The sequence below is a fragment of the Gracilibacillus oryzae genome (genome assembly GCF_009498735.1).
GTDB classification, from domain to species: domain Bacteria; phylum Bacillota; class Bacilli; order Bacillales; family Amphibacillaceae; genus Gracilibacillus; species Gracilibacillus oryzae.
The window spans coordinates 1-21,026 of record NZ_ML762441.1 but is presented as its reverse complement, the minus strand read 5'-3'; the positions used below and the strand labels follow the sequence as shown (position 1 = coordinate 21,026).

Sequence of the window (21,026 nt, the reverse complement as noted above, 5' to 3'; positions counted from 1 at the left end):
TTATTTCGAACATATTGTTAATTGGTAAAAATAATAGATTACGCACCTTGTTCTTCTTTTTGCTCTGCGATTGCTTTTGTTGCATAAGCAAAGTTGCGGATTGGTGCTTGAAGTACGCTGAGTAGCATAGAAACCATACCTTCGTAGTTTGGAAGGTCTGCAAGCTCTTGGATTTGATCAAGAGAAGCTACTGAACCTTCAACAACGCCACCTTTGATTTCAAGTGCCTCATGCTCTTTCGCGAAATTATTTAGTACTTTCGCTGGAGCTACAACATCATCTTTACTGAAAGCGATAGCTGTTGGTCCTACTAGGATATCGTTTAATCCAGTTAATTCTGCTTCTTCTACCGCACGGCGAGTCATTGTGTTCTTGTACACTTTGAACTCCACACCAGCTTCACGAAGTTGATTACGCAATTCTGTTACTTCCGCTACACTCAAGCCACGGTAATCTACAAGAATTGTTGATTGACTGTCACGAAGTTTTTCAGCGATTTCTGAAACAACTTGTTTCTTTGCTTCGATTATTTTTGACATATTTCCACCTCCTGTTATGCGATCATTATACCGGCATAAGAAAACCCCCATGCAGACATGGAGGTTTTATGACTGATAGTGATTGAATAAAGATAGTATCTTTACTCATTTATTTATCCAGACACACCTCGGTAGGTTATTAAGCACTAGGGCACCTACTGTCTACGGTATAACGTATATGATTGATAGTAATTAACTTAACCATTGTGAATTATATATGATTCACAACTAAAAGTCAAGCACTAATTATTTCGCAAATTCAGATGGATCTACTTTTACACCAGGACCCATTGTTGATGATACAGCAATATTACGAAGGTAAGTACCTTTCGCAGCTTGAGGCTTAGCTTTTACAACAGTATCAGCTAAAGCGTTGAAGTTCTCAACAAGCTTTTCTAAATCAAAGGAAACTTTTCCGATTGGTACGTGAATGTTAGATTGTTTATCTACACGGTATTCCACTTTACCAGCTTTGATTTCCTGAATAGCTTTTTCTACTTCAAATGTTACAGTTCCTGTTTTAGGGTTTGGCATTAAGCCTTTCGGTCCTAATACACGACCTAATTTACCAACTTCAGCCATCATATCAGGTGTTGCAACAACTACATCAAAATCAAACCAGCCTTGGTTAATTTTGTTGATAAGTTCCTGGTCACCTACATAATCAGCACCTGCAGCTTCTGCTTCTTTCGCTTTATCACCTTTAGCAAAAACCAGAACAGTTTGTGTTTTACCAGTACCATGAGGCAATACCATCGCTCCACGGATTTGCTGGTCTGCTTTCTTAGGGTCTACTCCTAAACGAAATGCAACTTCTACTGTCTCATCAAATTTTGCTGTAGAAGCTTTTTGAACTAATTCTAATGCTTCTTTTGCTTCATAAGCTTTTGTACGATCAACAAGTTTTAGTGCTTCTTGTTGTTTTTTAGATTTTTTAGCCATTATTATTTCCTCCTTTGTGGTTTTAACGGTTATACCTCCCACTTCAAAAACGGAAATGTCCTTGTTGCGAAGAAGCTTTTCCCCACAACAAAGGTTGCGACATGAAGCAATCCTCCACTACCGCAACCTTCCGCCTTTGTCAAACGCTGTGAGATATTAGTCTTCGATAACGATACCCATGCTGCGTGCAGTACCTTCTACCATACGCATAGCAGCTTCAACATCAGCCGCATTTAAATCTGGCATCTTTTGTTCAGCGATTTCTTTCACTTTGTCGCGTTTTAGTGTAGCGACTTTATTGCGATTTGGTTCACCTGAAGCAGTTTCAATACCAGCTGCTTTCTTAAGCAACACTGCTGCCGGTGGAGTTTTTGTAATAAATGTAAATGAACGGTCTTCAAAAACCGAGATTTCTACTGGAATGATCAAACCAGCTTGATCCTGTGTACGAGCATTAAACTCTTTACAAAATCCCATGATGTTTACACCTGCTTGACCTAGTGCCGGCCCAACTGGTGGTGCTGGATTCGCTTTTCCTGCTGGAATTTGAAGTTTAACTACTTTTTCTACTTTTTTAGCCACGAGACACACCTCCTTAAGTCCGTGATGTGGTAATAGGGTTTTTTACCCTCCCACTCAAATATCTTATAATAAATAACAACCTTATACTCGAGGCATAAAGAACATAAGAATTTTAGCATTTTTATGAGAAAAATGCAAGCGCATATCTCTACTTTCTTAAAATTCCTTTTTCTATGACATTTTTCTAATTTGCGAAAAGTCTAATTCTACAGGGGTTTCCCGTCCAAACATGTTCACATGAACTTTGACTTTTTGCTTATCTAAATCTATTTTCTCAATCGTTCCTGAGAAGTTATTAAATGGTCCATCAATTACCTCTACTGTTTCATTTACTTCAAAATCAATTTCTGTAACCTGCTCGTTGAAGCCCATTCGTTTTAAAATTGTTTCTACTTCTTCTTCTAACAGCGGTGTGGGTTTTGAACCCGAACCAGCTGAGCCTACAAACCCTGTAACGCCTGGTGTATTCCGTACAACATACCAGGAGTCATCTGTCATTACCATTTCAGCAAGCACATAGCCAGGAAACACTTTCTTTTTGGCTACTTTTTTCTTGCCGTTTTTAATTTCTGTCTCTTCATCTTCAGGAACCAGCACGCGAAAAATTTTATCTTCCATCCCCATTGATTCAAGACGTTTTTCTAAGTTTGCTTTCACCTTGTTTTCATAACCTGAATAGGTGTGTACAACATACCATCTTTTTTCCATTTGCAGAGGGCGATGATCCGCCCGTCCCTCCCTTATTCGATTTGTCACGTTCCCGATGTAAATCTATGACGCAGTGATTGTAAACTGACTTTATACAGTATTAAATTCTGTCCATATTAAAAAACCCGATGAACGGGTTTTTGTAATAACTTATTTATCATTAGTATAACATATATAAATGCTATTTATTCAACTAGTAAATTTAATAATTGAGTGATTCCTAGATCTATAATTGCAAAAAAGATAGCAACAAAAACAACTGTAACAATAACTGTAATCGTATAACGAGTTAGTTCACGTCCTCTAGGCCATGAAACCTTCTTCATTTCCCGACTAACATTTTTCAAAAAAGTTACTGGGTTCACTGCAGGTACCTCCAAACTGTCTTCTACTACCGGTATAACTACTTCGTTTCTCTATGAATGGTATGCCGATTGCAATTTTTGCAAAATTTCTTCACTTCTACACGGAGTGTATTTGTATTATTTTTATGTGTACTATAATTACGATTATGACAAACCTCGCAAGCAAGGACGATCTTTTTTCCCATGTTTTTTCACCCTTATTAATGTAGCATGGTTCTATAAGACTGTCAACGGATGGCAGTATAATTATGTAATATATATATCACTTTCTTCAAGGTATTTTTCAAGTTTTTTCTTTACTCTTTGCAGTGCATTGTCAATTGATTTCGCATGACGATTCAATTCTACCGAAATTTCCTGATATGTTTTCCCTTCCAAATAGAGCAGAAGAACTTGCCTTTCTAATCTGCTTAATATTTCAGCTAACTTGTATTCCATATCACCATACTTCTCCTGGTTCACAATCAGGTCTTGCGGATCTATTGCAATTGTAGCTTCCAGTACATCTAATAAAGTTCGTTCTGATCCCTCTTCATATAGAGGCTTGTCCAACGACACGTATGAATTAAGTGGCATATGCTTTTGTCTTGTCGCAGTCTTTACAGCAGTTATAATTTGTCTCGTAATACATAATTCCGCAAATGCTTTAAATGAAGATTGCTTTTCCTGACGAAAATCTCTTATCGCTTTGTAAAGCCCGATCATTCCCTCTTGTATAATATCTTCATCATCTGCTCCAACAAGAAAATAGGATTTTGCTTTGGCTCGAACGAACGGCTTATATTTGTTAATTACATAATCCAATGCATTGGTGTTCCCATCCTGAATAAGCCGCAGCAACTCATTATCTCCCAACAATTGAAAATTCAAGTCATCATTCACTGTGTGCATGGTAGTAATCAGAACTCCCCCTAGCATAATGCCATATAATAGTTAATACAGTCTGATAATAGCAATATTATACAGGAAGCGCTTAAGATACGTCAACTGCCCGTTTTCTATTTTTTACCACGGCGCCACCTTTCAAATACTTGCAAAACATCCTCATTTATAGGGATTTTGCTTCTTGCTTTTGCTTGTTGATGGACTTTTATATCTTGATTAATTTCTTTTTGAATACCTTTTAATTCAATAGCTAGCTCTCGGGCCGATACGCGAAATGCACCTTGTGCAAAAATGGTCCGCTGCTCCGTATAATCTGATGTAGCAACGAACACTTTTGTTTTTACATTTTTTATTTCTTTTACTAAACGCTCAATACATTGATCAGCCGTTTCATTCTCTTTTGTAAAAATAACTTCTACTTTATACTGCTTGTAGCGATTTTCCACACCTCTGACTTCATAAGCATCAAAAACTACAATTACTCGTCTTTTTCGGTATGCCTGGTATTCTGCCATTTTCTCGACAAGCAGCTGTCTGGCCTGTGCTAAATCTTTGTCTTTTAGAACTTTTAATTCCGGCCACGCTCCGATCATGTTGTAACCGTCTACTAGCAAAACGTCCATCACTCTTCACCGATTGGAAACCTTTTTCGATACACTTCATACATAAGAATGCTTGCTGCAACAGAAGCATTCAATGATGAAACATGCCCCCTCATTGGAAGATTTATCGTCCAGTCACAATTTTCCCGAACTAACCTGCTCATACCATTGCCTTCATTTCCAATAACTAATGCTAACGGTAATGTTCCATCTAATTTGCGATATTCTTCTGTTGCTTCTGCTTCTGTACCGACAACCCATACATTCTTTTCCTTTAATTCTTTTATTGTCTGAACAATATTCGTTACCCGAACAACAGGAATATGCTCAATTGCACCAACAGAAGTTTTGGCAACAGTTGCTGTTAAACCAACCGCTCGGCGTTTCGGAATGATAACCCCATGGGCCCCTGTTGCATCTGCAGTTCTCAGAATCGAACCTAAGTTATGAGGGTCTTCCACTTCATCCAATATAAGAAAAAAAGGAGCTTCTTCTCTAGATTCTGCCACATCAAATAAATCATCAAGCGTCTTGTATTCATAAGCTGAAACAAGGGCAGCAATTCCTTGATGGTTGCCTCCTTCAAGAAGCTGATCCAGCCTTTTCTTTGGCACACGCTGGACAGTGGCATTTGCCTTTTTTGCCATTGATTCTATTTTCCTCGCCAGTCCCTGATTCAAATTCTCTATCAAAAAAACTTTTTCTACCGTACGACCGGATTGCAAAACTTCTATTACGGTATTCTTACCGCCGATCCACTCTTGTCCCAATTTTACCCCTCTCCTTTCTCTGTTAATACAATTGCATCGTTAATAAGTTGTCCCAGGCGTTCCTTTTGTCCATCCAAATATAAATAACCCAACAATGCTTCAAATGCGGTGCTGTAGCGGTATGTCTGAACATCCGTATTTTTGGGGACTGAGCCGGATTTGGCATTTCGTCCCCTTCTTACGATCGCTCGCTCCTCATCAGACAACACATCTGCATCTAGCCATGCCTGAATAACTCTCGCCTGTGATGTTGCTTTCACAAATTGTACAGCGTGATGATGCACTGCCTGAACCTTTACATTTCCCTTTTCAATTAAATATTCTCTTATATAAATTTCATAAATAGCGTCACCCATATAAGCTAATGCTAAACTTTTTAGTTCTTTTGCTTTTTCCATTTTATCCTCGTTTCCAGCGGGTACCTTGAGGTGTGTCTTCAAGAATAATATCGCGGTCTTTTAAATCATCCCTTATCTGATCAGCTAATGCAAAGTCTTTATTTTTTCTTGCAGCGATTCTCTGTTCAATTAATTGTTCAATCTCTTCATCCAGAAGGGTTTCCTCTTCAAGTGTGATACCTAGTATCTGCAATAACTGGTTCATTGTATTCTCAAATGCAGTGATAACCTCTGTGTGTGTCTGTTTATTTTGCAGGTAAGTGTTTGCTTCTTTGATTAAATCGAAAATAACCGCAATCGCATTCGCTGTGTTAAAGTCATCATCCATTTCCCGCTCAAAATCTTCTTCAATTTTACTGATTTTATCTAGCCACTTCTGGTTATCGCTGACTAAGTCCAGACTTGTTTCTTTGCGGTGTTTCAGATTTGTCATCACATTTTCAATTCGGTCAAAACTGTTTTTCGCACTCTCCAGCAGTGAATCACTGAAATTGATCGGATTGCGGTAATGGACACTCAACATAAAGAACCGCAACACTTTTGGGTCATGTTTTTGGATTAAGTCATGTGCTAAAACGAAATTACCGAGAGATTTTGACATTTTCTCATTATCAATATTAATATAACCATTATGCATCCAATAATTTGCAAAGGATTTGCCATTCCCTGCTTCTGATTGGGCAATCTCATTTTCATGGTGAGGAAATGCTAAATCCTGACCTCCTGCGTGAATATCAATCGTATCACCTAAATAGCGTTTGGCCATTGCGGAGCATTCAATATGCCATCCAGGTCTGCCCTGCCCCCATGGTGACTGCCATGCTATTTCTCCGTCTTTTGCTTTTTTCCATAGGGTAAAGTCCAACGGGTCTTCCTTCTTCTCACCAACTTGAATTCTCGCACCTGACCTTAGTTCATCAATGGACTGATGAGATAACTTTCCATAACCTTCAAACGATCTTGTTTTAAAATAAACATCACCTTCTGATTCATAAGCATGCCCTTTGTCAATTAACGTGGAAATGAATGCAATAATATCATCCATTGACTCTGTTACTCGAGGATGATGTACCGCTTCTTTTACACCTAATGCCCCTACATCCTCTTTATAAGCTTGAATAAAGCGATTGGCAATTACCGGTACCTCTTCACCTAACTCATTTGCAGCTTTGATTAATTTGTCATCAACATCAGTGAAATTCAACACATAATCAACAGCAAAACCTTTGTATTCAAAATAACGTCTCACTGTGTCAAAAACGATCGCCGGTCTTGCATTGCCGATATGGATATAATTGTAAACAGTAGGCCCGCAGACATACATTTTCACCTTGTCTGGTTCAATTGGCTTGAATTCCTCTTTCTGTCTCTTCATCGTATTATAAATACTAATTGTCATCACGCTTCACTCCTTTTATTGCTTCTATTTCCTGCTTTAACCGAAGAATTTCGGCTTCCATTTCTTTTATTACTTCGCTCATTGGATCAGGTAATTTGTGATGATCCAGGTCTTTTCTTATCTTCTCCCCGTTTTGTATCACTACACGTCCCGGAATACCTACAACAGTCGAGTGATCTGGTACATCTTTTAAGACAACAGAGCCTGCACCTATCTTGGAGCTTTCTCCTATTGTTATCGAGCCCAGTACCTTAGCCCCTGTAGCGACAAGTGCATTATCCTTTAAAGTCGGGTGGCGTTTGCCTTTTTCTTTACCTGTACCACCAAGCGTTACACCTTGATAGATGGTGACATTATCTCCAATTTCACAAGTTTCCCCGATCACAACACCCATCCCGTGATCAATAAAGAAACGTTTGCCAATCTTTGCTCCAGGGTGTATTTCAATCCCTGTAAAGAAACGGCTGACCTGTGAGATGGCTCTTGCAAGGAAAAAGAATTTCCGCAGGTAAAATGCATGGGCCACTCGATGAGCCCATATCGCGTGTAAACCTGAGTATGTTAAGCAAACTTCAAAATAGGTTCTTGCTGCAGGATCTTGGTCGAAAACAACATCAATATCTTCTTTTAATAACTTAAAAAACCCCATCGAAACATTTCCCCCTTAAGTTATCAACACTCCGGGTCTACATCTTTCTCCAAAAAGAGTAGAGAACTGAGATAAAGTTGATATCTGCTACACCCTAGCTGAATTTTCTTAGGATGGTGACCGAATATATAAGAAAAGCGCAAAGCGCCCGTTCTGCCCCGACAAGCTTAAGCGAAACTGCGACGTGGCGATCTTTGCCACATAGCAGGATCGCTTAAGACCTCGAGGGGCAGGCGCTTGGAGCTAGACAACTCCGTTTATACTTTCTTACCTGATAAATAAAGAAAGCGCCTCTGTGTCATAACAACACAGAGACGCTTTTTGGGCGCGGTCCCACTCTGTTTAGGAGTCCTACTAAGAAACCCCTCTACTTCGCACTGGATAACGGGAGTGAACCGTTCTTTCCTACTTTGTTCAAAAAGAAGCTCTGGAGGTGCATTTCAACAACGACTCCTTCAACCACTCGCAGCCGATTGGTGGTTTTCTCTGTAGAAGGACTCCTTGTTTACTTCTCCTCTTCAACGCTCATAACATATTTGTTTTTATTATATAGAGTTCATGCAGAAATGTCACTTATTTAATTAATTCTAATACATGATTTAATCTTGCTTTGACAACATCTTTTCCTAATAAGAAAATGGCATTAGGTAACTCAGGACCATGTACCTGCCCTGTTGTTGCAACACGAATTGGCATGAAGAGTTTTTTCCCTTTTTGCTTTGTTTCTTTTTGTGTTGCCTTAATGCTTGCTTTTATTTCCTCTGGAGACAGTTCTTCGATTTCATCGAACTTCGCCAGGAATGTTTCCATAACTTCCGGCACCTGTTCTTCCTTCAGGACAGCCATTGCGTCCTCCCCATACTCAATTGTTTCTTTAAAGAATAGCTCTGTTAACTCAACAATCTCCGCACCGTAGGACAGTTGCTCATGGTATAGGCGGATAAGATCAACAGCCCATGCTTTCTGCTTTTCGTCCATTTCTTCTGGTAACCTGCCTGCCTTTATTAAATGCGGTAAGCTTAGCTCTACAACCTCATCAAGGGAAGCTTGTTTAATATATTGATTGTTCATCCACTTCAATTTTGCCGGGTCGAAAATGGCAGGGGACGTTGATAAACGGTCAGGATCGAACATTTCAATAAACTGTTCTTGTGTAAATATCTCTTCCTCCCCAACAGGTGACCAGCCTAATAATGCAATAAAATTAAATAATGCTTCAGGGATATAACCAAGATTTTTGTATTGTTCAATAAACTGAAGGATATGCTCATCACGTTTACTTAATTTTTTGCGATTTTCATTCAGGATCAGCGTCATATGGCCATATTGAGGTGCTTGCCAGCCAAACGCATCAAAGATCATCATCTGTTTCGGTGTATTCGAAATATGCTCTTCACCGCGCAATACATGGCTGATCTCCATTGAATGATCATCAATCGCAACAGCAAAGTTGTATGTTGGTATGCCATTTTTCTTCACCATTACCCAGTCACCGAAGTCACTTGATTCAAACGTGATTTTATCTCTTACAATATCCTGGAACGTATATGTTTTATTCGCAGGAACACGGAATCGGATACTTGGCTTTCTGCCTTCTGCTTCGAATTGCTTGATTTGTTCCTCTGTTAAATCCCTGTGTGCGCCAGAGTATTTCGGAACTTGTCCATTGGCACGCTGCTCTTCGCGTTCTTTCTCCAGTTCTTCTTCTGTCATATAACACTTGTATGCAAGCCCGCGTTCCAATAGATCATCAACATACTTTTGGTAAATATCCAATCTTTCTGTTTGACGGTAAGGGCCATAATCTCCGCCAATATCTGCACCTTCATCCCATTTAATTCCCAGCCATTTCAGGTACATTAACTGGCTTTCTTCTCCACCTTCTACATTTCTCTTATCATCGGTATCCTCTGTCCGGATAATAAAAGATCCTCCTAAATGTTTTGCATATAAATAATTAAATAAAGCCGTTCTTGCATTACCGATATGTAAATGTCCTGTCGGGCTCGGTGCATAACGTACTCTTACATTATTTGCCATGATTAAAACTCCTTCTGTATGAATGATAGATAAACGAACAATCGCTTAATTCTTCTAATATTTTATCACTATTTTTAGTAAAAATGTGGTCGTAACACTTAATTTTCGCTATTGTTAATTAACAAAACAACTGCTTGTGCAGCAATGCCTTCTTTTCTTCCAGTAAATCCTAAACTTTCTGTTGTTGTTGCTTTCACATTTATTTGACCAGTATCTGCTTCAAGCAATCGTGCAATATTGGCGCGAATCGACTCAATATGTGGCGCCATTTTCGGTGCTTGTGCAATTACTGTGCAATCCAGATTCCCTAGTGAGTAACCATCTCTTTTCACTAGCTGCCAAACATGTTGCAATAACTTTTGAGAATCTGCATCTTTAAATTTGGGATCGGTATCTGGAAAGTGTTTCCCAATATCTCCTTCCCCAATAGCGCCCAGTAAAGCATCCGCAATCGTATGCAACAGAACATCTGCATCAGAATGCCCCAGTAAGCCCAATTCATAGGGTATTTCTATCCCGCCGATAATGCAGGGACGATTTTCAGCAAATTGATGAACATCAAAGCCTTGTCCTATTCGAAACATTTAAGCCTCTCCTTTCTTATTTAGAATCAGCTCGGCACGGAGCAAGTCTTCAGGTGTTGTCAGTTTCACATTTTGATAGCTGCCTTCCACTATCTTCACCTGCTGTTCTGGCATGAACTCCTCTACCAGTGAAGCATCATCTGTTCCTAAAAATTCTTGGTCATTTGCCATTTCGTGCACTTTCTTTATGAGACTATAATGAAAAGCCTGCGGGGTTTGTGCTGCCCACAAAAAAGATCGGTCCAATGTTTCGACACTATCTATTGTTTTCCGTTTGATTGTATCTGTAACCTGTACAGCTAATAAGACTGCTTTTTCCTCTTTTGCCGTTACAGCTAACTGGTGTAAGTGCTTCTTTTCGACAAATGGTCTCGCACCATCATGAATCATGACAACAGCATCAGGCTGAACTGGCTGTATTGCCTTTATTCCCCGATAGCCACTCTCCTGTCGCTCTTTTCCTCCATGAACAAGGTGAACATGGTCAAACAGGAAATGCTCCTTAAGCAATCCTTCCATGGCCAGTTGATCTTCCTGACTTATCACCATATAAATAGATTGACACCACTCATCTTGGATAAAGTTCATTAAAGTATGTACGATTAAAGGCTTATCCTGCAGCTGAATAAATTGCTTATTCTTTCCTGCATTCATCCGCTTCCCTTGGCCAGCGGCTAAAACAATGACATGATATTCTACCATTCCGGCACCTCATATAACTTTTTTGTGATGTTATGCAAAGAAAAGTGATAACATCATATGTTATCACTTTTCTTCTACTATCCTCTATATGTTATACCTTTTTTATAATGCTTTTTCAAGCAATTTTGGTTTGGCAAAGATCATTCTTCCGGCAGATGTCTGTAAAACACTTGTGATAATAACATCAATCGTTTTACCAATATAGCTCTTGCCTTCTTCTACGACAATCATAGTTCCGTCATCTAAGTAAGCAACGCCTTGGTTCTGTTCTTTCCCATCTTTAATCACTTGCACTACAAGCTCTTCACCCGGTAACACGATTGGTTTCACCGCATTTGCTAAATCATTAATATTGAGAACAGATACCTTTTGAAACTCACAAACTTTATTTAAGTTAAAGTCATTGGTAACAACAATACCGTTCATAACTTTTGCTAATTTAACCAGTTTGCTGTCGACTTCCTGGATTTCCTCAAAATCCCCTTCATAGATTTCCACATTTATCTGTAAATCTTTCTGAATGCGGTTCAGTATGTCCAGTCCTCTTCTTCCGCGATTCCGCTTTAAAGCATCTGATGAATCAGCAATATGCTGCAGTTCCTCTAAGACAAATTGCGGGATAATAATCGTACCCTCAAGAAAACTTGTTTGACATATATCCGCAATCCGGCCATCAATAATCACACTGGTATCCAGAATCTTAGGTTTTGGCATATCAGTTGCCGTCTCCTCAACAGATGATGCTTTCTTTTTATCTTTTCTTGTAATTGTCAGTAAATTGAGGAATTCGTCTCTCCGCTTAAAGCCTACTTGGAAACCGAAATAAGCAAACAGCACACTTAAGAAAATAGGCAATACTTGTGAAACAATTTTAATCCCAATTGCCTGGATTGGCTCATTAAGGAAGTAGGCAATGATTAAACCAAGTATAATCCCCAGACTTCCAAACAATAAATCTGCAACCGGAGCCTTCAGCAACTTCTCCTCAAACCAGTTAAAAAAGCTTACGATAAATTCCGTACACCATAATGATAGAATAAAAAATATAATAGCACCAAACACCAATCCTACATATGGGGCAACATACGGTGACATCAACCATGTCCCTTCAAAAGATCCAGTTAACTCCAATAAATCTGGAATATATAAATATCCAGCGGTACCACCTGCAATTATGAAAAATATTTGCACAAATCTTTTTAGCACCACATTCACCTCCTATAGAATATTCTCTCCAATTTTTTTCATTTTAAACCTTGTTATTGGCCTAAAGTTACACGAATAGCATCCTGTACTGATTGTACCCCAATGACTTCAATCGACTTTGGAGGAGTCCATCCGTCAATGTTTTTAGCGGGTACGATTGCCCTTTTAAATCCTAACTTCGCCGCTTCCTGAATACGCTGGTCAATGCGGGACACCCGGCGTACCTCACCAGTCAAACCAACCTCACCGATCAATACATCATCTGGATTAGGTGTTTGGTCTCTAAAGCTTGAAGCAATACTAATAGCAACTGCCAAATCAATCGCAGGCTCGTCTAACTTTACTCCACCTGCAACTTTTACATAGGCATCTTGATTTTGTAACATAAGGCCTACACGTTTTTCTAATACGGCCATCAATAAAGGTACACGATTGTGGTCTATCCCTGTTGCCATTCGCCTTGGATTTCCAAAGCTTGTCGGTGATATTAATGCCTGGATCTCGACAAGTACCGGGCGTGTCCCTTCCATGGAGGCAACAATAGTCGATCCGGCCACTCCCTGAGATCTCTCTTCTAAGAAAATTTCAGATGGGTTTAATACTTCTGTTAACCCCTCTTCCTTCATTTCGAAAATTCCCATTTCATTCGTACTTCCAAAACGATTTTTTACACCTCTTAAAATACGGAAAGTATGATGTCTTTCCCCTTCAAAGTACAGAACTGCATCCACCATATGCTCCAATAACCTCGGGCCAGCAATTGACCCTTCTTTCGTTACGTGACCTACAATAAAAATTGGAATATTGTTTTGCTTGGCGATTCGCATCAGTTCACTAGTACATTCCCGGACTTGAGAGACGCTGCCTGGTGCACTGGTTACTTCATCTTTATAGACGGTTTGAATTGAGTCAATTACTACAAAACTAGGTTTTAACGTGTCAATTTGATTCGCTATATCTACTAAATTGGTTTCAGATAGAACAAATAACTGATCTGCTGCGATTCCTAAACGATCTGCTCTCAGTTTTGTCTGTCGAGTAGATTCCTCACCCGAAATATATAGTACATCTACTCCGCTGGAAGCTAGTTGACTAGATACCTGTAACAGTAAGGTAGACTTACCAATACCCGGATCTCCCCCAATTAAAACCAGTGACCCTGCAACAATTCCTCCGCCTAATACTCGATTTAATTCACCCATTTTTGTTTTAATTCTTGGTTCATCATGTGACTTAATTTGGCTTATTCTTTCTGGCTTATGTGTTGCAGAGGGGGAGGATGCCCAATTTCCTCTTGTTGTATTTGTCTTTACCACTTCTTCTACCAATGTATTCCACTCATTACATCCAGGACATCTGCCCATCCATTTAGGCGCCTCATATCCACATGACTGGCATACAAACTTAGACTTTCTCTTTGCCAAAAAAAACCCTCCTTTTTATTATATACGATTGACCTGCACTATAAGTTACAAAGTTCTATCAATTTAATTAAAGATGTATGGAAAAACTGTAAAAAAATACTCACATTTATCAATGCCGCTCTTTTATACGTCTTTATCATACATTTTTTACCATGTTGTGAGTTAAGAAAATCGGAAGGGATGGGATCCTTCCGATTCTTAATTATTTATTATTATACAATCGCAAAATTTCCTTCTTTGTCTAGATCAATTGTCACTTTCTGTCCTTTTTGAATCGTTTCTTTTAATAACTCTTCAGAAAGTAAGTCCTCGACATTCCTTTGAATTGAGCGACGAAGCGGACGCGCTCCATATTCCGGATCGAAACCTTCTTTCGCAATCTTTTCAATAGCCTGATCAGAAAGAGTAAAGTCAATTTCTTGCTCAATCAAACGTTTCTGCAATTCTTTTACCATTAATTCCACAATGTGTTTCATATGTTTCTTCTCTAATGAATGGAATACAATTGTTTCATCAATACGGTTCAGGAATTCAGGGCGGAACGCTTTTTTCAATTCTTCCGTTACTTTTGAACGCATATCTTTATAATTCTGTTCCTCGTCCCCTAAGCTGAAACCAACATATTTATTACGTTTCAGTTCACTTGCTCCAACATTTGAGGTCATGATCAGCACAGTATTTCTGAAATCAACTGTACGGCCTTTGGAATCAGTTAAACGCCCATCCTCCAACACTTGCAGAAGAATATTAAAAACTTCCGGGTGAGCCTTTTCCACCTCATCTAATAAAACAACAGAATATGGCTTTCTTCTAACTTTTTCTGTTAATTGACCGCCTTCTTCATATCCAACATATCCTGGAGGAGAACCTACTAGTCTAGAAGTGGAATGCCTCTCCATATATTCTGACATATCAATTCGAATCATGGCATCTTCTTCACCAAACATGGACTTTGCTAACGCTCTGGCTAATTCTGTTTTCCCTACACCAGTTGGTCCTAAGAAAATAAAGGAACCAATCGGGCGTTTTGGATCTTTCAAGCCTGCACGTGCACGGCGAATCGCCTTTGATACAGCCTTTACTGCTTCTTCCTGACCAATCAGACGATTATGCAGGATATCTTCCATATTAAGCAGTCGTTCACTTTCATCTTTCGTTAAAGCAGACACCGGAACTCCCGTCCAAGTAGAAACAACACTGGCAATATCTTCTACTACCACTTCTGAATTTTCTTGTCCCTGCTTTTCTTTCCATTTTGTTTCTGTTTGATCCAATTCTTTCCGCAATTGCTGTTCATCATCACGAAGTGCTGCTGCTTTTTCAAATTCCTGACTTTGAACAGCCGCGTCTTTTTCTTTCTTCACATCTTCTAATTGCTGCTCAAGCTCTTTCAAGTTTGGCGGCGTTGTATAAGAGCGCAAACGTACTTTAGATGCCGCTTCATCAATCAAGTCAATCGCCTTATCAGGCAGGAAACGATCGGTAATATAGCGATCAGATAATTTAGCTGCAGCCTCAATGGCATCATCTGTAATCGTAACACGGTGGTGTGCTTCATAGCGGTCTCTTAAACCTTTTAAAATTTGAATTGATTCATCAACAGTCGGCTCATCGACTTGAATTGGCTGGAATCTTCGTTCAAGTGCTGCATCCTTTTCAATATACTTACGATACTCATCTAATGTTGTTGCACCAATACATTGCAATTCACCACGAGCAAGTGATGGCTTCAGAATATTCGATGCATCAATTGCACCTTCTGCTCCGCCAGCTCCTATTAAAGTATGCAATTCATCAATAAATAAAATAACATTGTTCGCCTGGCGGATTTCTTCCATAACTTTCTTCAAGCGGTCTTCAAATTCACCGCGGTATTTTGTTCCAGCTACAACTGTACCCATATCTAATGTCATTACACGTTTATCACGCAGGATCTCCGGTACTTCGTTCTGAACAATTTGCTGTGCTAAACCTTCAGCAACCGCCGTCTTACCAACACCCGGCTCCCCAATTAATACTGGATTATTTTTCGTTCTGCGGCTGAGAACTTGAATAACACGCTCAATCTCTTTACTCCGGCCAATAACAGGGTCGATGTTTCCTTCTTTAGCAATAGCTGTTAAATCTCTTGCCAGTGAATCTAATGTTGGCGTGGAAGCACTGTTGCTTTGATTAGCATTTCTGCCATTCGAACTGTTATTCTCTGTACTGCCTAATAACTGTAACACTTGTTGACGAGCTTTATTCAAGCTTACTCCAAGATTGTTTAATACGCGAGCAGCGACGCCTTCCCCTTCGCGAATAAGACCTAACAGGATATGCTCTGTCCCTACATAGGAGTGGCCTAATTTTCTTGCTTCATCCATTGATAGTTCAATTACTTTTTTCGCCCGAGGCGTATAGTGGATTGTCTGTGATACTTGATTGCCTTTACCGATTAGGGATTCTACCTCTTCACGAATCTTTTCCGCACCAAGGCCAATTGCATGTAATGCTTTTGCTGCAATACCTTCTCCCTCATTAACAAGTCCTAATAAAATATGCTCTGTTCCAATATTATTGTGACCTAAGCGGACTGCTTCTTCTTGCGACAAAGCTAATACCTTTTGTGCTCTTTCAGTGAATCTGCCAAACATCATTTATAATTCCTCCCTTTGCTCTAACGTAAAGCGTTCTCTGATCAAAGATGCCCTGAACACATCCCTTTCATGGGGTGTCAGCATCCTTCTTGCATATTGCTGCAGAAATGCCGGCTGTGTGAGTACCATTAGTTCATTTAAAATAGACTTGGAAATGTGATGAATATATCCTAAATCGATGCCCAGTCGGACATCAGACAGGCATTTTGCTGTTTCCTTTGATTCAATAATCCGGCTGTGTTCCAATATTCCATAGGAACGGAATATCCGATCCTCTAATTCTAGTTCCGACTGCTGACGTAATAATGTCCTTGCATGCCGCTCCTGTTCTATTAATTTCTCTACAACACTTGTAAGATCCTCTATGATATCCTGCTCAGATCTCCCAAGTGTCACCTGATTCGATATTTGAAAAATATTACCCAATGCTTCACTGCCTTCCCCGTAAATTCCGCGTACAACAAGACCTAACTGATTGATTGCTGGTATCATTCTGTTCAATTTTCTGGTCATCGCAAGTGCAGGCAGGTGCATCATGACGGAAGCTCGAAGGCCTGTTCCTACATTTGTGGGACAGCTGGTTAAGTATCCTCTTTCTTCATCAAACGCATAATCAATCTTTTCTTCTAACCAATCATCAATCTGAAAGGCTTCTTCTAAAGCTTTCTCTAATTGAAAGCCGGGAAAATATAATTGCATTCGAATGTGATCTTCTTCATTAATCATGATTGAAACCTGTTCATTTTTAGATATTAGTGCTGCACCGTATGTTGATTTATCTGCCAAGTGCGGACTGATCAGATGCTTTTCTACTAATACCTGCTTTTCGGTAGGTTTAAGATCTGCCATTCTGACAAATTCTAATTGTTCATAATTAGCATAAGATCTGTGGTTAAACTCTTTTTCTAAAAAATATAGAATCCCGTCAAGATGTTCCTGATTTGCAATCAATGGGAAAGGGGACTTCTCAAAGTTCCTTGCTAATCTTATTCTACTGCTCATTACAATATCACTGTCGGGGCCATCTTCCTTTAACCATGGACTAATTGCTTCATTAATAAATTGCTCTAATCCCATTTAGTCCTCCCCCTCTTCCCTCTGATTGAGTGTCCTCTCCATCTCTTTAATTTGGTCTCTAATCTTCGCAGCATCTTCAAAAGCTTCTTCTGCGATCAGTTGCTGTAATTTCCACTTCAGTTCTTTTACTTTTCTTCGTGCTGATATGTCCTTACCAACACGCTTAGGAACCTTGCCATCATGTGTAGTATTGCCACTATGCACTCGTCTGAATATAGGATTTAAATGCCCGGAAAACGTCTGGTAACATGATGCACAGCCGAACTTACCAATTTGGGCAAACTCCTGGTATGTCATCCCGCATTTCTTACATTCCATCTGATTGCCTGCCGGTTTATTATGGGTAGAATGGTGTAACTTTTCCGGATCAAAGTTAAATAACCCTGACAGTAGATTATGCAAAGAGTATGACTCATCATCATGCGTTACATATCCTTTTTCCTTAGCGCATTGATGGCAAACGTGTATCTCACGCTTCTCGCCATTCGTTACTTGGGCGAAATGCAATGTTGCCGGATTTTGTTTACATTCTTGACACTCCACGTAACACACCTCCTAAAATTGGTACTTTAAGGCATGTAACATCGCAGCCATTATTCTTGCCCGTATCTCATCCCTTAAAGGTAGCTGGAAAGACAGTGTATCTCTATCCAATGCTGCTAACATCAACTTTACTTCTCTCTTTGTGATCAGTTCTTCTTCAAATAATCTTTCCAAAATATTTACCGCTTTTTGTTGCGAAATTTTTGGATGGATCATTGCGATTATCTCATCAATTAATTTTGCTTTATCCTTATTGGTTATCCTGCTGATTCGGATATATCCTCCGCCTCCGCGTTTACTCTCAACGAGATAGCCTTTTTCTAATGTAAACCTTGTATTTATGACATAATTAATCTGAGAAGGTACACACTCAAAACGATCAGCAATCTCACTGCGTTTTATTTCAATTATTTTTGCCTGATTACTCTGCATCACTGCTTTCAAATATTCCTCAATAATATCTGAAATGTTTCGCATTTTCCCTCCTCCTATCTGACTTTGACTATATTTGACTATACTTTTATTATATCGGATGTTTCATTTGTTGCAACTATATTGTTCGCTATTATTATTTCCTAGATTGTCCATTTAAAAACATTAATGGAACCTCATTTTTATTTTCTCAATATCCTTTTGCTCCAATAACCATTCATGTAAGCTCATTCCTTTTTTCTTATGGGTAACGTCAATAAACATTTTAATTTTTCGGAACCCATTATTATCCTTTGTTATATCGAATTCCTTAATTTCTATAGGGAAAGATTGAATTTGCTCAAGAAACTCTGCTGTATTCCTATCTTCCGTTAATTTTATTTCAAAAACAATCTGATGATTCTTTTTATGAATCCTTTTCTCCATCTTATTCAATAAAACTAAGCTGATTAAGATAATTACGGTTGTAATGATGGCTTCTTTATACATTCCTATTCCAATGATTAAGCCCAATCCAGCGACTGCCCAAATAGAAGCGGCAGTTGTTAGACCTTTTACTGTTCTTCCATTTACAATAATCGTACCAGCCCCCAGGAAGCCTATACCTGATATAACATACGATGGGATCCTTGCAGGGTCAAATTGAACATTGTCATAATTCTGAATAAATTGATCAAACCCATTTATTGATAAAATCATCATCAGACAAGAGCTGATCCCTACTAATATATGAGTTCTGAATCCAGCTGAGTGACGATTCATCTCTCTTTCTAAGCCAATTAAACCTGCTAATATTAAAGCAATCATCAGCTTCGTAATTGCTTCAATAAATTCTAAATCGAATATTTCTTCTAGCAAAATGACAACACCTCCAGCCTATTATTCATTTATACCCTAAATTGTACGAATGTATTTCTGATTTATACGATTTTTTGAGCTTAGGACATAAAAAAAGCCACCCTTGTTAAAGAGTGACTAAAAAAAGTCAGGTAAGTATGTTTGCTTTTCTGGTATTAATTTCTCAAGTTGTCCAATTGTATTGTGGTTTCCTTTGATTAAGGACAGACGCTCTAATTCAATTGGTCTTTTATAGCTTAGAAGCATTTGCGTAAGCTGCTGTATGTTACAGAAAACAGCATTTTTTGTATCGATCTCATTTTCATTTACAGAGACAATCTGCCCGTCTCCCTGAATCCTGTATGCACCTTGATTTTGTGGAATAAAGTCGTCCTCTACGATAAGTGTAATTGGGTGATAGGAATCAACTTCTCTAAAACTGGTATTGTTGAGGAATTCTTGTATATTCACAATTCTAGCCATAAAGTATTGGTTTATTTTCTGTTCAAATCGAGGTTCATCAAATAAATGTGGGATAAAGTCTTCATCAGGAACTTTCATTTTCACTTTATCAACCATAGAATCGTGATTCTGGATAAACTGCATTAACAATTTTAGGCCATTTAAAGAGCGATAAGCAAACTCTTCTACATAAAGGATACGATCTTTTACATAATAGAGTAGATAACTGTCAGGGTTCTCATTTTCGTCATATCAAGCTACTATCATTGTGTGATTATTTATTACTCTTTGCTTCCACCAATCGATATCTCTTATAATGGAGCCATTATAATTTTTTATATAATCTTCGTAGATTTCTTGCAGTATAGTATCCTCTTTATCAATTCTTTTCATATATCCAATCGTATGCCATTCTTTTTGGAACTGCTTTATTGGAATTTCATAATCCCTATTGTTGAAAACTAATTCATATCCATATTTGCGGTAAAAAGGAACAGAAAATGGGTGCAAATAGGAAATGGTGTAGCCTTCTCTTCTCAGTGTTTGTAAAGTATGGCTTAATAATTTTTTTATGATTCCACCTCTCCTGTATTCTGGCCAGGATGCTACAGATGCAATTCCACCCATATTTACAGTTTGGTCATTTATATGTACTTCTAATGGTATCAGATGAACTTTCGCGGCTAATTGTCCGTCTTCTATCCATCCCCAAATATTATGTCGGCTTGCTTCTTCCTCTTTCTTTCTCAATTGCTCATCTGTCAGTGAATATTGAAATGCAAACTGTGATAGTGCAAAAACATCCTTGTAATCTTCATTTGTCAGTAATTTAATCTTTTCTTCCAAGTGATCACCTCATTACATTCACTTTTTATTATACATACTACTTATTTTAACATATTAAAAAACCCTCTAGTTAAAAAACTAAAAGGTTTTTATTTGCCTGGCAGCGTCCTACTCTTGCAGGGGCAAGGCCCCAACTACCATGGGCGCTGAAGAGCTTAACTACTGTGTTCGGCATGGGAACAGGTGTGACCTCTTCGCTATCGTCACCAGACAATGTATAAGATTGTGGTAAATATACCATCAAAACTAGATAAGAAATTATGAACAAGCAACAAACTTTCGTTAAATTTAGTTAAGTCCTCGATCGATTAGTATTCGTCAGCTGCACATGTCACCATGCTTCCACCTCGAACCTATCTACCTCATCGTCTCTGAGGGATCTTACTCATTTACAT

Annotated in this window: 23 protein-coding genes, 2 rRNA genes, 1 pseudogene and 2 other annotated features; all 26 genes and pseudogenes read right to left on the bottom strand. The window is 38.8% G+C overall.

Features of this window, described 5'->3' with window-relative positions:
• Positions 1–38 precede the first annotated feature (38 nt).
• Entirely contained in the window at positions 39–539 is a 501-nt protein-coding gene (gene rplJ / locus F9U64_RS17055; RefSeq protein WP_153406119.1) for a 50S ribosomal protein L10, read from the bottom strand.
• A 29-nt stretch (positions 540–568) separates the two neighbouring features.
• Positions 569–725 (bottom strand) — a sequence feature (ribosomal protein L10 leader region).
• A gap of 60 nt (positions 726–785) precedes the next feature.
• On the bottom strand, positions 786–1,481 hold the full coding sequence (gene rplA / locus F9U64_RS17050) for a 50S ribosomal protein L1 (protein ID WP_153406118.1): 696 nt from the start codon (positions 1,479–1,481) through the stop codon (positions 786–788).
• Between the two features lie 156 nt (positions 1,482–1,637).
• Positions 1,638–2,063, bottom strand: a complete 426-nt coding sequence (gene rplK, locus F9U64_RS17045; RefSeq protein ID WP_153406117.1) for a 50S ribosomal protein L11 — start codon at positions 2,061–2,063, stop codon at positions 1,638–1,640.
• A 171-nt stretch (positions 2,064–2,234) separates the two neighbouring features.
• The gene (gene nusG, locus F9U64_RS17035) at positions 2,235–2,771 is read right to left on the bottom strand and encodes a transcription termination/antitermination protein NusG (RefSeq protein ID WP_153406115.1); all 537 of its coding nucleotides are present in this window, start codon (positions 2,769–2,771) and stop codon (positions 2,235–2,237) included.
• Between the two features lie 185 nt (positions 2,772–2,956).
• On the bottom strand, positions 2,957–3,136 hold the full coding sequence (gene secE / locus F9U64_RS17030) for a preprotein translocase subunit SecE (protein ID WP_153406114.1): 180 nt from the start codon (positions 3,134–3,136) through the stop codon (positions 2,957–2,959).
• Positions 3,137–3,174: 38 nt separating this feature from the next.
• Complete coding sequence (gene rpmG / locus F9U64_RS17025; protein ID WP_153406113.1) at positions 3,175–3,321, bottom strand: 50S ribosomal protein L33; 147 nt, start codon at positions 3,319–3,321, stop codon at positions 3,175–3,177.
• Positions 3,322–3,382: 61 nt separating this feature from the next.
• Positions 3,383–4,027, bottom strand: coding sequence for an RNA polymerase sporulation sigma factor SigH (gene sigH, locus F9U64_RS17020; RefSeq protein ID WP_153406112.1), 645 nt, complete (start codon positions 4,025–4,027; stop codon positions 3,383–3,385).
• Between the two features lie 107 nt (positions 4,028–4,134).
• A complete protein-coding gene (locus F9U64_RS17015; RefSeq protein ID WP_153406111.1) occupies positions 4,135–4,644 on the bottom strand; it encodes an NYN domain-containing protein in 510 nt (169 codons plus the stop codon).
• Complete coding sequence (gene rlmB / locus F9U64_RS17010; protein WP_153406110.1) at positions 4,644–5,393, bottom strand: 23S rRNA (guanosine(2251)-2'-O)-methyltransferase RlmB; 750 nt, start codon at positions 5,391–5,393, stop codon at positions 4,644–4,646. Before rlmB ends, F9U64_RS17015 begins: the two co-directional genes overlap by 1 nt.
• Before the next feature lie 2 nt (positions 5,394–5,395).
• A complete protein-coding gene (locus F9U64_RS17005) occupies positions 5,396–5,791 on the bottom strand; it encodes a Mini-ribonuclease 3 (protein ID WP_153406109.1) in 396 nt (131 codons plus the stop codon).
• Position 5,792: 1 nt separating this feature from the next.
• Positions 5,793–7,190, bottom strand: a complete 1,398-nt coding sequence (gene cysS / locus F9U64_RS17000) for a cysteine--tRNA ligase (RefSeq protein WP_153406108.1) — start codon at positions 7,188–7,190, stop codon at positions 5,793–5,795.
• Positions 7,180–7,839 carry a serine O-acetyltransferase gene (cysE, locus tag F9U64_RS16995; protein ID WP_153406107.1) on the bottom strand — a complete coding sequence of 220 codons (660 nt, stop codon included), beginning with the start codon at positions 7,837–7,839 and terminating at the stop codon, positions 7,180–7,182. Before cysE ends, cysS begins: the two co-directional genes overlap by 11 nt.
• A gap of 307 nt (positions 7,840–8,146) precedes the next feature.
• Positions 8,147–8,370: a binding site (T-box leader), on the bottom strand.
• A gap of 42 nt (positions 8,371–8,412) precedes the next feature.
• The gene (gene gltX, locus F9U64_RS16990; RefSeq protein WP_153406106.1) at positions 8,413–9,879 is read right to left on the bottom strand and encodes a glutamate--tRNA ligase; all 1,467 of its coding nucleotides are present in this window, start codon (positions 9,877–9,879) and stop codon (positions 8,413–8,415) included.
• A 98-nt stretch (positions 9,880–9,977) separates the two neighbouring features.
• Positions 9,978–10,463, bottom strand: coding sequence for a 2-C-methyl-D-erythritol 2,4-cyclodiphosphate synthase (gene ispF / locus F9U64_RS16985; protein WP_153406105.1), 486 nt, complete (start codon positions 10,461–10,463; stop codon positions 9,978–9,980).
• A complete protein-coding gene (gene ispD / locus F9U64_RS16980) occupies positions 10,464–11,165 on the bottom strand; it encodes a 2-C-methyl-D-erythritol 4-phosphate cytidylyltransferase (protein WP_153406104.1) in 702 nt (233 codons plus the stop codon).
• A 102-nt stretch (positions 11,166–11,267) separates the two neighbouring features.
• Positions 11,268–12,371: a PIN/TRAM domain-containing protein gene (locus F9U64_RS16975; protein WP_153406103.1), complete on the bottom strand. Its 1,104-nt coding sequence runs from the start codon at positions 12,369–12,371 to the stop codon at positions 11,268–11,270.
• A gap of 53 nt (positions 12,372–12,424) precedes the next feature.
• Positions 12,425–13,795 (bottom strand): DNA repair protein RadA, encoded by a 1,371-nt coding sequence (gene radA, locus F9U64_RS16970; RefSeq protein WP_153406102.1) that lies wholly within the window; start codon positions 13,793–13,795, stop codon positions 12,425–12,427.
• Between the two features lie 212 nt (positions 13,796–14,007).
• Entirely contained in the window at positions 14,008–16,434 is a 2,427-nt protein-coding gene (gene clpC, locus F9U64_RS16965; RefSeq protein ID WP_153406101.1) for an ATP-dependent protease ATP-binding subunit ClpC, read from the bottom strand.
• The gene (locus tag F9U64_RS16960) at positions 16,435–17,511 is read right to left on the bottom strand and encodes a protein-arginine kinase McsB (protein WP_153406100.1); all 1,077 of its coding nucleotides are present in this window, start codon (positions 17,509–17,511) and stop codon (positions 16,435–16,437) included.
• Entirely contained in the window at positions 17,512–18,054 is a 543-nt protein-coding gene (locus F9U64_RS16955) for a protein-arginine kinase activator protein McsA (protein WP_153406099.1), read from the bottom strand.
• Positions 18,055–18,066: 12 nt separating this feature from the next.
• Positions 18,067–18,531 carry a CtsR family transcriptional regulator gene (locus F9U64_RS16950; protein WP_153406098.1) on the bottom strand — a complete coding sequence of 155 codons (465 nt, stop codon included), beginning with the start codon at positions 18,529–18,531 and terminating at the stop codon, positions 18,067–18,069.
• 120 nt (positions 18,532–18,651) lie between these two features.
• On the bottom strand, positions 18,652–19,344 hold the full coding sequence (locus F9U64_RS16945) for an MgtC/SapB family protein (protein WP_407647339.1): 693 nt from the start codon (positions 19,342–19,344) through the stop codon (positions 18,652–18,654).
• Between the two features lie 117 nt (positions 19,345–19,461).
• Positions 19,462–20,025, bottom strand: a pseudogene (locus F9U64_RS23610) (GNAT family N-acetyltransferase); the annotation flags it as partial.
• A gap of 12 nt (positions 20,026–20,037) precedes the next feature.
• Complete coding sequence (locus tag F9U64_RS16935; RefSeq protein WP_153406096.1) at positions 20,038–20,631, bottom strand: GNAT family N-acetyltransferase; 594 nt, start codon at positions 20,629–20,631, stop codon at positions 20,038–20,040.
• 95 nt (positions 20,632–20,726) lie between these two features.
• Positions 20,727–20,842 (bottom strand): 5S ribosomal RNA (gene rrf / locus F9U64_RS16930).
• A 77-nt stretch (positions 20,843–20,919) separates the two neighbouring features.
• Positions 20,920–21,026 (bottom strand): 23S ribosomal RNA (locus F9U64_RS16925); the annotation flags it as partial.